General features: G+C 69.9%; 14 protein-coding genes. 7 read left to right on the top strand and 7 right to left on the bottom strand.

All coding sequences use genetic code 11. The annotated features are described in order from the left end of the window. Positions 1–57: 57 nt before the first annotated feature. Positions 58–750 (bottom strand): helix-turn-helix domain-containing protein, encoded by a 693-nt coding sequence (locus tag ABZ906_RS05290; RefSeq protein ID WP_361377555.1) that lies wholly within the window; start codon positions 748–750, stop codon positions 58–60. Positions 751–839: 89 nt separating this feature from the next. Between ABZ906_RS05290 and ABZ906_RS05295 the strand changes: the two genes are divergently transcribed. Next, entirely contained in the window at positions 840–1,337 is a 498-nt protein-coding gene (locus ABZ906_RS05295) for a cupin domain-containing protein (RefSeq protein ID WP_361377558.1), read from the top strand. Between the two features lie 100 nt (positions 1,338–1,437). On the opposite strand, the gene ABZ906_RS05300 is transcribed toward ABZ906_RS05295, so the two are convergent. Beyond that, positions 1,438–1,710 carry a hypothetical protein gene (locus ABZ906_RS05300; RefSeq protein WP_361185830.1) on the bottom strand — a complete coding sequence of 91 codons (273 nt, stop codon included), beginning with the start codon at positions 1,708–1,710 and terminating at the stop codon, positions 1,438–1,440. A gap of 327 nt (positions 1,711–2,037) precedes the next feature. On the opposite strand from ABZ906_RS05300, the gene ABZ906_RS05305 reads away from it, so the two are divergent. Continuing rightward, on the top strand, positions 2,038–2,337 hold the full coding sequence (locus tag ABZ906_RS05305) for a hypothetical protein (protein WP_361185833.1): 300 nt from the start codon (positions 2,038–2,040) through the stop codon (positions 2,335–2,337). A gap of 43 nt (positions 2,338–2,380) precedes the next feature. Here the strand turns inward: ABZ906_RS05305 and ABZ906_RS05310 are convergent, their stop codons facing one another. Continuing rightward, positions 2,381–3,133, bottom strand: a complete 753-nt coding sequence (locus tag ABZ906_RS05310) for a VOC family protein (protein WP_361377561.1) — start codon at positions 3,131–3,133, stop codon at positions 2,381–2,383. 156 nt (positions 3,134–3,289) lie between these two features. Next, complete coding sequence (locus ABZ906_RS05315; RefSeq protein ID WP_361377564.1) at positions 3,290–5,509, bottom strand: sulfatase-like hydrolase/transferase; 2,220 nt, start codon at positions 5,507–5,509, stop codon at positions 3,290–3,292. Between the two features lie 269 nt (positions 5,510–5,778). On the opposite strand from ABZ906_RS05315, the gene ABZ906_RS05320 reads away from it, so the two are divergent. Beyond that, a complete protein-coding gene (locus ABZ906_RS05320) occupies positions 5,779–6,618 on the top strand; it encodes a formylglycine-generating enzyme family protein (RefSeq protein ID WP_361377567.1) in 840 nt (279 codons plus the stop codon). A 39-nt stretch (positions 6,619–6,657) separates the two neighbouring features. Here the strand turns inward: ABZ906_RS05320 and ABZ906_RS05325 are convergent, their stop codons facing one another. The 3 genes from ABZ906_RS05325 to ABZ906_RS05335 form a co-directional block, all read right to left on the bottom strand. Beyond that, the gene (locus ABZ906_RS05325; RefSeq protein ID WP_361377570.1) at positions 6,658–8,136 is read right to left on the bottom strand and encodes an NAD(P)/FAD-dependent oxidoreductase; all 1,479 of its coding nucleotides are present in this window, start codon (positions 8,134–8,136) and stop codon (positions 6,658–6,660) included. Between the two features lie 85 nt (positions 8,137–8,221). Further along, positions 8,222–8,986 (bottom strand): ABC transporter permease, encoded by a 765-nt coding sequence (locus ABZ906_RS05330; protein ID WP_361377573.1) that lies wholly within the window; start codon positions 8,984–8,986, stop codon positions 8,222–8,224. Next, positions 8,983–9,939 carry an ABC transporter ATP-binding protein gene (locus tag ABZ906_RS05335; RefSeq protein WP_361377576.1) on the bottom strand — a complete coding sequence of 319 codons (957 nt, stop codon included), beginning with the start codon at positions 9,937–9,939 and terminating at the stop codon, positions 8,983–8,985. Before ABZ906_RS05335 ends, ABZ906_RS05330 begins: the two co-directional genes overlap by 4 nt. A 384-nt stretch (positions 9,940–10,323) precedes the next feature. Between ABZ906_RS05335 and ABZ906_RS05340 the strand changes: the two genes are divergently transcribed. The 4 genes from ABZ906_RS05340 to ABZ906_RS05355 all read left to right on the top strand — a co-directional run bounded on the left by ABZ906_RS05340 (position 10,324) and on the right by ABZ906_RS05355 (position 13,404). Continuing rightward, complete coding sequence (locus tag ABZ906_RS05340) at positions 10,324–10,515, top strand: hypothetical protein (RefSeq protein WP_361185850.1); 192 nt, start codon at positions 10,324–10,326, stop codon at positions 10,513–10,515. A 43-nt stretch (positions 10,516–10,558) separates the two neighbouring features. Further along, positions 10,559–10,762, top strand: coding sequence for a hypothetical protein (locus ABZ906_RS05345; RefSeq protein WP_361185852.1), 204 nt, complete (start codon positions 10,559–10,561; stop codon positions 10,760–10,762). 228 nt (positions 10,763–10,990) lie between these two features. After that, positions 10,991–12,817 carry an alpha/beta fold hydrolase gene (locus tag ABZ906_RS05350; RefSeq protein WP_361377579.1) on the top strand — a complete coding sequence of 609 codons (1,827 nt, stop codon included), beginning with the start codon at positions 10,991–10,993 and terminating at the stop codon, positions 12,815–12,817. Next, positions 12,814–13,404 (top strand): hypothetical protein, encoded by a 591-nt coding sequence (locus tag ABZ906_RS05355; protein WP_361185858.1) that lies wholly within the window; start codon positions 12,814–12,816, stop codon positions 13,402–13,404. Before ABZ906_RS05350 ends, ABZ906_RS05355 begins: the two co-directional genes overlap by 4 nt. Positions 13,405–13,471 lie beyond the last annotated feature (67 nt).

Genomic DNA, 13,471 nt, shown 5'->3' on the forward strand with positions numbered 1-13,471 from the left:
GCGTCGTACTTCCGCGTTCGGCTCGTACTGGAGTCAACGGGGCTTAAGAGCTCCGAATCAGGAATCTGCACCTGACTGGGGATCAAGGGGGCGTAGCAGCGCCGTTGTGAGTTGTTCCGTGAGCCATCCTTCTGCGGTGTCCCAGGGCCAACCCCGTTCTGTGGTCAGTTCGTGCCAGGAGCGGTGGCCCAGGTAGAACCAGAGGATGTCTGTGGCCTGGGCGTCCGTGAGGTCGGGGCGTAGTGCGTTCAGTTCGCGCAGTCGCGCGGTCACCGTGGCGAGGGCGTCCCGGTAGGCCTCGTCCGTGTGGGCCAGGGTCGTGGCCGCGGACTCGTCCGTGTGTGCCGCGTTTGCCATCACCCGCACGAGACGGTGATGCCGCTCGTTGTCCACGCGCGTGCCGTGAGCCGTCGCCGCGAGCACAGCGCGGGGCGCCCCGGTCGCACGTACCGAAGCGAGCGTCTCCCCGGATGCGGAGCTCTGCATGCCCTGCTCCATGAGGGTCGACAGGATGGCGCCCTTGCCGCCCGTACTTGCGTACACCGTGGGGACCGCGATCCCCGCCTCCCTCGCGATCGCGGCGACGGTGACGTTCGCGTACCCCTCGTCGAGGAACAGCCGGGCCGCCGCGTCGAGGATCGCCTGCCGGGTCTCCGTGGCCGCCTGCGCGCGACGCGGCGCGTGATAGGCGCGTCGGGGGCGTGGCTCTTGAGGGTCGTCCTCACGGCGCGCGGCGCGCTGCTGCTGCACGTGATCCCACTTTCGTTATAGTGCGGCTCTAATGAATGACTGCGCTCAGATTCCTACGCTCTGATCTCTGCCGAAGGGTGACCAGACCAGTGAGCTATTTTCCCTCCCTGTCCATCAATCCCGAGCACCCGGACCGTCAGTACCAACTGGGCCAGGAGCTGCGGGTATCCGTTCTTACCTCGGCGGAGGAGACCGACGGTCGTCATGATGTGGTCGACTCCTTCATGGCCGCCGGGGGAGTAACGCCGCTGCATGCCCACACCCGCTACGAGGAGCGGCTGTGGGTCTCGTCGGGGTCGCTGACCGTGTGGGCGGGGGAGGAGAAGGTGACCCTGCGCTCGGGTGACTTCTACACCATCCCCTTGCGGGTCCCGCATGCCATAGCGGCCGGGGCGGACGGTGCCCGCGCCCTCAACATCTCCACGCCGGCCGGCTTCGCCGAGGTCATCGCCCGTACCGCCACCCCGCTCCATCTGGCCACCGACACCACCGAGTTGGATGCCGAGTTGTTCGGCGCGGTGGCCGAGGAGATGGGTGACATCCTCCTCGGGCCGCCGGGAACCACACCCGCCGAGCTTAAGCAATAACAAGCCCTTGGGCGCCTGGCGCACGGACGGGTGGGGGCGCACGAGGAAGGGGCCCGCTCGTGGCGGGCCCCCTCAAGGTGTTGCTGGCTGCTGGTGGTGCTCAGTCGTCGAAGCCGCCCTCGCCGTGGCCCGCGGCCTTGGTGATGCCTGCCGGGCCGCCGAGGTTCTCGTAGGCGAAGCCGGCGCTCCAGCCCCTGTCGTCGTCGGCCGAGCGGTAGCCGCCGGCCTCGGTGATCCCTGCCGGGCCGCCGAGGTTCTCGTAGGCGAAGCCGCCGTGGTAGCCCTCGTCGTCGTTGGCGAGGGCGGTGCCGCTGGCGCCCATCAGGGCAGCGGCGGCGAGGGCGGTGACGGCCAGGGCGGTACGGATACGCATGGGGTCCCTTTCAGGTACGCGATCATGGGGGTGTGCCCCGTTTCTCCCCTCTTCCGCCACCGCACAGACGTGCCTCGCTGCATTTCACTCGTACAGCGGCGGAGCAGCCGGTGCGCCCGCGACACAGGTGCCGCGCCATTCCGCGGCGTGAAAGATGGCTTGCGCGAAACCCCGGAATCCAGCGGTCTGCGGGAGGATGGCCCCATGACAAAGCTGCCCGTACGGTCGGTCCGTCCTGCTTCCTTTGGCTCTGAATCTGGCTCTGAGTCTGACTCTGATTCCGGTTCTGGTTCTGGGTCGGTTTTGTCCTTGTGGTCGCAGGACTCCGTGCTGTCTATCGGCTCGGTGGGGTCGGTGCTGTCCGTGGGGTCCGTCGGCTCGGCCCTGTCGGTCGGCTCGATCGGAAGCGCCCTCTCGGTCGGCTCGATCGGGTCGTCCCTGTCCCTGATCTCGACCGGGTCGTGGCTCAGTACGGGATCGTTGTTCTCCGCGCAGTCGCGGTGGTCGGTTCTGTCCTGGCGTTCCTCCGGCGGCTTCCTGGCCGCGGGAGCGGTAGGAGCCGCGACCGGAGGCGCGCTGCTGCTGACCCGGCTGCTGCGCGAGGCGGGGACCGGCGCTCGCGGCTGACGGGCCTACACCTCAGGACGCCCGCCGGGGGGCGAAAAGTGCCTCAGGGCGTCCGGCGGGGAGCGAGGACGCAGAGTTCGTGGTCCTCCGGGTCGGTCAGGCACTTCCACGGGACGTCGCCCTGGCCGAGGTCGAGGTCGTGGGCGCCGAGGGCGTACAGCCGGGCCACCTCCGCCTCGTGGTCGTCGCCCGTGTACGGCAACAGGTCGATGTGGACGCGGTCCGGCACCGTCTTCACGTCGGGCGTGCGCAGGAACTCGATGTACGGGCCGACGTTCTTGGCGGAGCGCAGCCGGGCGTGCTGGTCGGTGACCTCGTGTACGTTCCAGTCGGTCGCCTCGCCCCAGAACCGGGCCATGGCGCGCGGGTCCACGCAGTCGATGACCACTGCGGCGATCGGCCCAGTGTCCCGGTAGATCTCGCGGGGTTCGAGTACGCAGAACTCGTTGCCCTCCGGGTCGGCGAGGACCGTCCACGGCACGTCGCCCTGGCCGATGTCGACGGGTGTCGCGCCGAGATCCTTCAGGCGGGCGATCAGCTCCGCCTGGTGGGCGGCGGAGGTGGTGGCGAGGTCGATGTGCGCACGGTTCTTCGCCGGTGTCTTGGCTTCGGGGACGATGACGACGTCGACGCAGATGGCGGCCGGGTCCGGCCAGGTGAAGTCGCCGCCGGGTTCGACGTTGGTCACGCCGGGTCCCTCGCTGGACACCTCCCAGCCGAGCGCTTGTGCCCAGAACCGGCCGACCACCCACTCGTCGAGGGCCTTCATGTTCACGTTTACCGGTCGCAGAGCCATGTCCCAGACCTTATGCAGCCTGCTGCGGCCTGCACAGCCGCCGTCACCAAACAGAGATCAACTCGCTCGTCGGCGGCCGCAGGGACCGTGCGCCCCATCACTCCCGTACGGGGGAGGGTGGGGCGAGGAGGTGTGGGAGTGGGGCGGGGGTGTGTGTCAGACCTTTATGTATGCCGCCGCCCATGACGTGTGGTCGTAGGAGGTGTTGTTGTTCGCGTCCTCGACGACGAGTCGCAGCAGGCGCACGCCGCTTACGTCCGTATCGACGCCCTTGGGTCCTCCCGCCGCGGTGAGGGGGCCGCTGTCGAAGAGTTGTACGCCGTCGCCGAAGATCCGGGCGCGGGTGCCGCCCGTGCTGTTCTGGTGTGCGGAGAAGTCGTCGATGCCGACGACCGCGGTAAGCCGTGTCGCGTTGCCGCCCAGGTAATAGACGATCTCCGATGGGGCGTGCACGCCGAGGCCCTTGGAGTAGACGGTCCCGCCGAAGCTGATCGGTGTGCCGTCCGCCGCGGGCTTCTTGCCGTTGGAGGTGTCGCGTTCGACGGGGCCCCAGCCGTTGGTCGCCGACACCCAGTCGAGGTCGCTGAGGTAGCCGTCGGCGGTGGGGGGCGGGGGTGGTGTGCTGGTGGTGCGGGTGCTCGTGTGGTGCAGGCGTTTGCCGTCGTACGTTGCCGTGGCCTCGGCGCGCAGCGGGAACCGGCTGCCCGGTGCGACGTCCGCGGGAGCCGTGACGTCCCAGGTCGCGGTCAGGGTGCTGCCGGGCTTGAGGCGGTCTGCCGTACGCGGGGATGCGGGGCGGGCGCGCCAGCGGTCGGGCACGTCGAGGCGCAGTCGGGCGTCGGTCCAGGTGTGTGCGGAGGAGTTGCCGAAGGTGACGGTGACCGTGAACTGCTGGCCGGGCAGGCTGAGTTCGGGGGAGTGGATGCTGATGCCGAAGGCTTCGCGGTGGTGGGATTCTGTCCAGGAGGAGCGCAGCAGAGCGGTCAGTTCGGTGACGGTTGCCGGATGTGCGGCGGCTATGTCGTTGGTCTCGCCCGGGTCGGCGGCGAGGTCGTAGAGCTCCAGTTGCCACTGGCTGTCCGGGGCGGTGCGGTCGCGTGCGGGGGCGAAGCGGACCGCTTTGAGGTCGCCCTTGCGTACCGCTTCGGCGAGCTTGAGGATGCGGCCCTTGTCGACGGCGTTGGCGCGTTTGGTGGATCCGGGGTCGTTGCGCGACCAGTAGAGGTGGGAGTGCAGCGGGGGTTTGGCGGCGGGGGGCTTGGTGGGGGTTCGGTTGAGCAGGGCGGCCGCGGACAGGCCGTCGATGTCGCGCGGCGCGGGTGCGCCGCCGAGTTCGGCGAGGGTGGGCAGCAGGTCGATCAGCGGTGTGGGCCGGTCGGTGGTGCCGTGTGGGACGGTGCCGGGCTGCCAGGCGATGAGCGGGACGCGTACTCCGCCTTCGTACAGGTTGCGTTTGTAGCCGCGCAGCGGGCCGTTGGCGTCGAAGAGGTCGGGGTTGAGGCCGCCTTCCTCGTGCGGGCCGTTGTCGCTGGTGGCCAGGACGAGGGTGTGCCGGTCGATGCCGCGCTTGGCGAGCCGGTCCACGACGTTGCCGACGAGGGTGTCCAGGCGGCTGACCTGGGCGGCGTGGCCCTTGTCGGCGGCGGGCCAGGGCCGGTCGTCGTACTGGCTGGTGTCGGTGATGTCGGACGGGGCGTGCGGGATGTTGGGGGTGAGGAAGAGCAGGAACGGCTCGTCGGAGTGATCGTCGATGAAGTCGAGGGCGTGCCGTTCGATGAGGTCGATGGCGTAGGCCCCCTTCTTGCCGTCCTCGTTCTGCGGCAGCGGGGTCTTCGCGCCGTTGTGCCAGAGGTAGGCGGGGAAGTATTCGTGGGCGTGGCCGTGGCCGATGTAGCCGAAGAATTCCTCGAAGCCGCGGTTGTTGGGGTGGCTCGGTTGGTCGGCCTCGTCGGGGCCGAAGCCCCACTTGCCGATGCACGCGGTGCGGTAGCCGCGTGCCCGCAGTACTTCCGCGAAGGTCGTGTCGTCGTCGCCGATGGAGCCCTGCGGGCCGTCGAACGGGTTCTGGCGCACGGCCGCGTGGCCGCCGTGCAGGCCCGTCAGGAGCGAGCAGCGTGAGGGGGCGCAGACTGCGGCTGCCGCGTATGCCTGGTCGAAGCGCAGGCCCTGGGCGGAGAGCCGGTCGAGCCGGGGTGTCGCGATGAGTCGTTGCCCGTACGCGCCGAGCTCGCCGTATCCGAGGTCGTCGGCGAGGATCACCACGATGTTCGGGGCGCGGTGGGACGTGCCAGGATCGGCGGAGGCCGGTCGTGCGGGGAGGGTGGCCATGCCGAGTGCTGCGGCGGAACCGGTGAGGAACTGGCGGCGGTTGGGCATGGGGCTCCTTCACGGGCAGCGGATCGGACGGGGCGGCGAGGAGTGGATCGGGTCGGACGACCACGATCATCTGTGTGCGGACGAGGTGGAGACCATTGACTGCGTATGACATTTCTGTGACAGCCGGCGAGGGGGCGGCGGAGGTGTCGGCGTGCTGCGCGGCGAGTCGGGGTGCGGGCGGCGCGCAGCCGGCCCCGCCGGACCCCGCTCCCGTTGCCGCTTCCGCCTCCGCTCCCGTACCGGGGGCCCGTCGTGCTTCCGGCTGGGGCATGGTGACGTTGCCCGGCGGCACGTTCCGGATGGGCAACGAGGACGCGTACGCCAACCCCGGTGACGGGGAGGGGCCGGTACGGGAGGTGACCGTCTCAGCGTTCCGCATCGACGAACACGCGGTCACCAACGCGCAGTTCGCCGCTTTCGTGAAGGAGACGGGATTCGTGACCGCCGCCGAGCGGTTCGGATGGTCGTACGTCTTTGCGGGTTTCCTGACGCCCGAGCAGGTGCGCGCGACGCCCGCGCCCGGCGGGACACCCTGGTGGCGCGGGGTGCAGGGCGCCACCTGGCGGGCGCCGGAGGGTCCCGGCTCCGGTGTGGGGGACCGGGCGCGGCACCCTGTGACGCATGTGAGCTGGGACGACGCGAGCGCCTACGCCGCCTGGGCGGGCAAGCGGCTGCCCACCGAGGCGGAGTGGGAGTTCGCCGCGCGGGGCGGCCTCGACCAGGCGCGCTACCCCTGGGGCGACGAGCTGACGCCGCGGGGCCGGTGGCGGTGCAATATCTGGCAGGGCAAGTTCCCGGTGGTGAACACCGGCGAGGACGGCCACACCGGCACGGCGCCGGTGGATGCCTACCGGCCCAACGCGTACGGCCTGTTCAACGTGGTGGGCAATGTGTGGGAGTGGGTCGGCGACCGTTTCACGGCTCTGCACGACGTGGCTCCCGCGGTCGACCCGCGAGGACCTGTCGATGGCGGCGCCCGGGTGATGCGGGGCGGCTCGTACCTGTGCCACGACTCGTACTGCAACCGCTACCGGGTGGCGGCCCGGACCTCCAACACCCCGGATTCGAGCAGCGGGAACTGCGGCTTCAGGTGCGCGGCGGAGGCGTAGTCCGTCAGGTCCGCGGACTGTGGGGGCGTACGGGTGAAGCTACGAGGTCATGTCCCCGAGGTGAGCGTCGGTCGGGGCCAGGGCGGGAGGCGCGAGGTGGTGTTCGCGGCGCAGGGCCGAGCGGGCGGCCAGGTAGCCGGACATGCCGTGGACGCTGGGGCCCGGTGGGGTCGACGCGGAGCACAGGTATACGCCTGCCAGCGGTGTGCGGTAGGGGTCCCAGCGTGGGGCGGGGCGCAGCAGGGACTGTCGCAGGGTCATGGCGCCGGATCCGATGTCACCGCCGACGTAGTTGGGGTTGTAGCTCTCCAACTCGGCTGCCGGTACGCCTCGTTCGGCGATGACCGTGTCGCCGAAGCCGGGCGCGTAGTGCTCGATGTGCCGGCGGACCATGTCCACGGGGTTCCTCGGGTCGCCGGCGGGCACATGCGCGTACGCCCATACCGGGCGCCGTCCGTCCGCGCTCGCCCGGCCGGGGTCGGTGACGGCCGGGTCGACGACGAGGACGAACGGGCGGTCGCCGGGTCTGCCGCGTGCGGTGTCGTTCTCCGTGCGGCGCATCTCGGCCTGGCTGCCGCCCAGATGGACCGTTCCGGCGCGGCCCACCACGGGGTTGGTCCACGGGATGGGGCCGCTGACGAGGAAGTCCACCTTGGCGGCGCCGGGGCCGTAGCGGAAGCGTTCCAGGCTGCGCCGGTAGCCGGCGGGCAGCCGGTCGCCGGCGATGGCCAGGAGTCCTTTGGCGCTGGTGTCGCAGAACACCAGCGGTACGCCGTCGAACTCGCGCAGGTCGGTGACCCGGTGTCCGGTGTGCAGGGTGCCGCCGTGGGCGACGATGTCGTCGGCCATCGCCTGCGCGATCCGGGCGCTTCCGCCCTCGGGCAGCGGCCAGCCCGTGGAGTGGGCCAGGTGTCCCAGCAGCAGCGCCACGGCGGAGGATGCCAGTGAGGGCAGCTTGCCCACGCTGTGGGCGGCCACCCCGGTGAGCAGCGCCGTGGCCTCCTCGGTTCGCAGCGGGGAGCGCGGGGCGGCGTGTGCCAGTACGCGCGGGATCAGGCGCAGGGCGGCGGCTGTGTCGTCCGGCATGCCGCGCTGGCCGGACAGGATGAGGTCGACCACGCCGCTGCTCCGGGCCACCAGCGGTTCCATCAGCCGCAGCCATCGCCCGCGGTCCGGGCCGAGTTCCTGCGCGGTGCGCTCCAGACTGCGGTAGGCGGCCACCGCGCGGCCACGGGTGAGGGGATGGGCGTAGGCGATGTCGGGCTGGATGAGCCGCACGCCGCGCGCCGCCAGGTCGAATGCGCGGAAGAACGCCGAGGCGGCGGCCATGGGGTGCACCGCCGCGCAGATGTCGTGCGTGACGTCGGAGGCGAAGAGGGGCTGGGTGCGCAGGCCGCCGCCGATGGTGTCGGCCTGTTCGTGGAGTTCCACGCGCAGGCCGGCCCTGGCCAGGGTCACGGCTGCCGCCAGTCCGTTGGGCCCGGTGCCGATGACCGCGGCATCAGGTCGGTTGCTCATTGGTTCCTCTCGCGGACGTACCAGGTCGTGGTGTGCGGGGTGTCCCCGCGCGTGCCGGCTGCCCCGAGGGCCCGGGGCCGGGCTCTCAGACCCGCGGCTCCCACCGGAACTTGCGGACGGCGATCCACGCGAACAGCGCGGTCCACGCGCCGGCCAGCAGTATCCGGGTCAGCGCGTCGAGCAGGGTCAGGTCGCCGGTCCAGCCGGTGCGTACGAGGTCGACCGTGGAGGACATCGGGGCGAACAGCAGGGCGTCGCCGAGCGCGTCCGGCAGGATCTCCCGCGGGATGTAGACGCCCGAGATCATCGGCAGGACGAACATCGCCGGGAGGGTGGCGACCGCGACGGATTCCATGGTGCGGCACAGCGCGGCGGTGGCGGCTGCCATCGCCGTCATCAGGGCCAGGCCGGTGAGGATTCCGGCGAGGGCCGCGAGGGGCTGGCGCGGCGCGATGCCGAAGATCACGGAGACTCCCGTGACGACGACCAGGAGCTGTACGGCGCACACGACGACGTACATGGACGCGCCGCCCGCGAGGATGACCCGGTCCGACACCTCGCCGGTGCGCAGCCGTTTGAGGACCAGCTCCTCCCTGCGGGCCACGTAGAGGCTGGTGATGAAGGAGTAGAGGGAGAAGACCAGCAGGACGCCGACCGAGGTGGACACCATGACCGGCCCCGGGTTCAGGCCGCTGGCGTCGAGGTTCATCTGTTCCTGGGCGAACTGGAGCGCCACGAGGACCATCAGCGGGACGAAGACGGCGTACAGGTAGTTGACCTTGAGCCGGTTGAAGAGCTTCCACTCGATGCGGAACATCGCCTTCATGTGCTGGGCGGTCTGCGTGCTCATGCGGCGGCCTCCTCCTGTTCGCGGGTGTCGTCGCTGTCACCGGCAAGGCTGATGAAGGCCTCTTCGAGGGAGGCCGGTCGCGCGGTGAACCGGTCCAGGACCACGTCATGTTCCTCGGCCCAGGAGAGCAGCCGTGCGGCGTCCTTCTGGAGGCTGTCCGTGGTCACGGTCACGCGTCCGTTCGCGTCGTCCGTCACCTCGCCGCCGACCGGGAGGTCGTGCGCGGTGTGGTGGCCGCCGAGGCCGAAGGAGAGGGTGGAGGGGTGCTCGGCCACGATCTCGGAGACGGTGCCGGAGGCGGCGATCCGGCCCCGGTGCATGATCGCCAGGTGGTCGGCGAGGGATTCGGCCTCTTCGAGGTAGTGCGTCGTCAGCAGGATGGTCACGCCCTCGCCCCGCAGCTTCTTGATGAGCTGCCAGGTGGCGTGGCGTCCCTCCGGGTCCATGCCGGCGGTCGGTTCGTCGAGGAAGAGGATCTCGGTGCGCGCCAGGGTCGCGGTGGCCAGGGCGAGGCGGCGCTTCTCGCCGCCGGAGAGGTTCTGCACCATGACGTCGGCGCGGTGGGCGAGCCCGGCCAGTTCCAGTGCCGCGGCGATCGGACGCGGTCGTGTGGTGAACTCCGCCCACATCTGTACGGTCTCCCGCACCGTCAGATGGGAGATGAAGCCGCCTTCTTGCAGCATCACGCCGGTACGGGGGCGGATGCGGCGGCGGTCGGTGACCGGGTCGTGGGAACCGAAGATCCGGATCGTTCCCCGGTGCGGGCGCGCCAGGCCCTCGATGAGCTCCACCGTGGAGGTCTTGCCCGCGCCGTTGGTGCCCAGGAGGGCGAAGAGTTCGCCGGGCATGACCGAGAAGCTGATGCCGCGCACCGCGTCGAAGCCCTTGGCGGCGCTTCCGTAGCGGCGCCACAGGTCTTCTACGTGAATATGACTTTTTGTCGCTTCATGCATGGATGTCCGATCCGTGATGTGCGGGGGGTGGATGCGGGGTGGATTCAGTCAGGAGAACATGCCGCGGGTCGTTCGCGCACGCCCTCGTTGACATTGATCGAATTCTTACCGGAGATTTTCCGGAATAGTCCATTCCGTATCGATGTGATGCGCGTCACATAGGCAAAGACTTGCTATAGCGCAGGTAATGATCGTTATTGTTGGCCTCGCAAGATCACGCATCTGACCCATGCGTCGGTTAACGGGGAAGTGACGCGGTACTCCGAACACTTGAGGAGCCTGCGTAGTTATAGGGGCAGTGCCCCGTTTTGTGTTCTCGCCCACGCTTTTCGCCGTGGGCTCGCCTTCCCGTTTTTCGGCGTCGTACCGCTAAGGAAGGTAATTGTGGCCAAGATCGCCGATTTCATGAACGAGCAGAAGCTCGGCCCCATCGACCAGGGCCTGACGGTGGCCGACGGCGTGCCCGTCATGGCCACCCCGGCCGTGGCCGTTCCGGTCACCGCGAAGATCACCGCCGCGGTCGTCGCCTTCACCGTCCCGGTGGGCGCCTACGTGGCCGGCCGGGTCGTCAACTGACCCTTTTCGCAGGTCAGTCAGAACTCCACCCAAGGGAGATCCAATGAGTCGAATCATCGACAGCGTCCGCGCGACCACCGCGCCGACGCTGGCCGAAGCCGCGGGCGACCGGGTCGAGCCGATGATGCCGGTGGCCTTCACCCCGGCCATCCTCGTCACGTGCCCCTACGCCGCGGGCGGCCTCGCCGCAGGCGGCGTGACCGTGGCCGCCTACGAGGCGGGCCGCGCGGCCGGAGCCGGCAAGTAACAGGTTCAGCAACGGCCCCGGAAATTGTAATTAAGGGACCGCAGAGAAACTCGCAGCTGTCTTGATGTGAGTGCATCAGGGCTGTCGGGCCGCGCCGGAATCGCGGCCCGACAGCCTGCCCATGCTAGCTCACTGAATCTGGGCGAGTTGAGAGGACTGTTCTTGAGATATGTAAAGAGAATTGCTTCCGCGGTTTTCCAGCCCGTCCCGGTGAGCCGCAACAGGGCCATGGGAATATCGGAAAGACTTGCCGCCCTCACCACGCTTTCCTCCTCCCTCGAATATCTGCACCAGCGTAAACAGCTGGAATCCGGCGGACTCAACGACTGGGAGATCATGCGGGAGAGCCCGGAGTCCAAGAATCCGGCACTCCGCAAACTCACCGACATCGTGAGCGGCCGCAGAACCACCGTCGCCCTGCACGCCGCCCGCGCCGCGGTCAGCGCCGGACTCCTGCTGCCCGGCAGCAGCCGGTGGCGCGGCGCGGGAAACCTCTTCCTGAGCGGCACCACGGGCCTGCTGCAGGCCCGCCACCGCTACGGCACCGACGGCTCGGACCAGGTGGCGACCCTGGTGCAGAGCGCGACCGGACTGGCCCGCCTCTCCAGGACACCGCAGACCCAGGACGCACTGCTGTGGTACGTCGCGATGCAGGCCACCCTCTCCTACGGCGTCTCGGGCTGGGTCAAACTCGTGGGCGACAAATGGCGTACGGGCGAGGCGCTGCCCGGCGTCATGCGCACGCGTACGTACGGCTCCGAGAGCGCCTATCGCCTGACCCAGAAACATCCCAGGACCGCGAAGTACGTCCAGCACGGGGTTCTGGCCCTGGAATGCCTCTTCCCCCTGGTGTACCTGGCGCGCGGACGCCTGACGCGGCCCGTGCTGGCCGCCGCCGGAAGCTTCCACGTCACCAACGCCTTCGTGATGGGCCTCGGGCGGTTCATGACCGCCTTCACCTCGATGCACCCGATGGTCGCCTACACCACGGCCCCCGTCTCGCACCCGGCCGTCGCCGGACGCGACGACCGGGCGGTCAGGGCAGCCGGCATCCTGCTCGCCGCGGGCATCGCCCTCAGCGCGGCCCTCGCGGCCCAGCGCCGCTCCGTGGTCCTGGAGGGCTGGCCCACGTCCCGCACGGTCACCACCCGGCACGGCAACGAGCTCCAGTACGAGACGGGGGGCCGCGACGACGCCGACACCCCCGTCCTGGTGTTCTGCGCCGGCCTGTCCTCGACCTCGGAGCACTTCGCCTGGATCACCGAGCAGTTCGCCTACGACTCCGACCACGCCGTGGTGGCCTACGCCCGCTCCGGATACGCGGGAAGCCGCCGGCACAGCACGGGCCCCTACGAACTGGGCGAATCGGTCGACGACCTCGAAGACCTCGTCCGGCAGGTGGTGCCCGAGAACCGCAAGGTCATCCTCGTCGGCCACTCACTGGGCGGTGAACTGATCCGCCGGGTCTCGCCCCGGCTCGCCGACCGTATCGCCGCGCTCGTCTACCTCGATCCGGCACACCCCGCCGAACTCCAGCGCTCGCAGCGGCAGAGCGTGGGCGCCAAGGACCTGCGCGAGACCATCGCGCACGCCACCCGCTACCTCACGCTGGGCACCGGCGTGGTGATGAGCCGCCCCGAGTGGGTGGACAAGCTGCCCTCGCGCTACCGCGACAAGGTGTTCGCCCAGTACACCGACGCGCGGCTGTGGAAGGCCGCGAAACGCGAATGGGCCGCGGTGGAGGAGGACTTCCGCTCCTTCGACGGGGACATCGACCCCATCACCGCCCCCGGCCTGGTCATCGCCGCCCAGCAGACGGTCGACCAGGACCCCGACCAGCTCCTGCTCTACAACGAGCTCGTCCAGGCCCACCGCGGTCTGGGACAGGGCGGCCTCAAGGTCGTCGAGGACGCGGACCACGACTCGCTCCTGACCGACGCCCGCTTCGCGCACAAGGCGGCAGCACTCATGGCCGACTTCCTCACCGCGGTCTCCGGCGACGCCGACGCCGACGGCGCCACCCACCCCACCGCGCAGGCAGGAGCCGAGCAGTGAACCCGAGCGCCCTCCTCAAGGACACCTTCACCGGACCGGGCTCCCTGGCCCGCTGGGCGGGCGCGGCGGCGCTGATCACCACGGTCGCCGCCCAGCACCCGCACCCCGCCTTCAACCGGGCGATCTCCAAGGACGTCTTCTCGCAGATACCGAACTGGAAGTTCTTCGCGCCCAACCCCGCGGTGCACGACTTCCACTACGTGTACCGGACCCTCGACCTCGCCGGCGAGACCAGCGAGTGGACAGAGATCGAGATGATCGAGCCGCGCAAGGTGCACCAGGCCTTCTGGTTCGCCACGCGCCGCCCCGAGAAGGCGGTCTTCGACCTCTGCACGGCCATCCTGCAGCGGGCCACCCGCTCGGGCATCACCGGAATCCAGAGCAACTCCTCCTACCGCGTGCTCGCCGAGTTCATCCGCGGGCGGATCCGCGAAGGAGAGCCGGACCCGGCCAAGGTCAAGGGCTTCCAGTTCGGCGTGGTGCGCGCCTCGGGCCACGACACCACGGAGGCCCCCGAGACCCTGTTCGTCTCGCCCTACACACCGATGCAGCCGGACGACCGCCCTCACCTGACCGCGGCCGCCTGAAGGCGAAGGCGCCGGCCCGCGGCGCCGCCCCGCCCGTCCCACACCGCCGGCCCGCCCGGCAACCCAC

It is taken from the genome of Streptomyces sp. NPDC046925, from assembly GCF_040644915.1.
Taxonomy (GTDB): domain Bacteria; phylum Actinomycetota; class Actinomycetes; order Streptomycetales; family Streptomycetaceae; genus Streptomyces.

Bases quoted from the DNA above. Each gene is read 5' to 3' on its own strand.
- ABZ906_RS05325 (WP_361377570.1), bottom strand. From the start codon at position 8,136: ATGAGCAACCGACCTGATGCCGCGGTCATCGGCACCGGGCCCAACGGA.
- ABZ906_RS05350 (WP_361377579.1), top strand. From the start codon at position 10,991: ATGGGAATATCGGAAAGACTTGCCGCCCTCACCACGCTTTCCTCCTCC.
- ABZ906_RS05315 (WP_361377564.1), bottom strand. From the start codon at position 5,509: ATGCCCAACCGCCGCCAGTTCCTCACCGGTTCCGCCGCAGCACTCGGC.
- ABZ906_RS05335 (WP_361377576.1), bottom strand. From the start codon at position 9,939: ATGCATGAAGCGACAAAAAGTCATATTCACGTAGAAGACCTGTGGCGC.
- ABZ906_RS05310 (WP_361377561.1), bottom strand. From the start codon at position 3,133: ATGGCTCTGCGACCGGTAAACGTGAACATGAAGGCCCTCGACGAGTGG.
- ABZ906_RS05300 (WP_361185830.1), bottom strand. From the start codon at position 1,710: ATGCGTATCCGTACCGCCCTGGCCGTCACCGCCCTCGCCGCCGCTGCC.
- ABZ906_RS05320 (WP_361377567.1), top strand. From the start codon at position 5,779: ATGGTGACGTTGCCCGGCGGCACGTTCCGGATGGGCAACGAGGACGCG.
- ABZ906_RS05345 (WP_361185852.1), top strand. From the start codon at position 10,559: ATGAGTCGAATCATCGACAGCGTCCGCGCGACCACCGCGCCGACGCTG.
- ABZ906_RS05330 (WP_361377573.1), bottom strand. From the start codon at position 8,986: ATGAGCACGCAGACCGCCCAGCACATGAAGGCGATGTTCCGCATCGAG.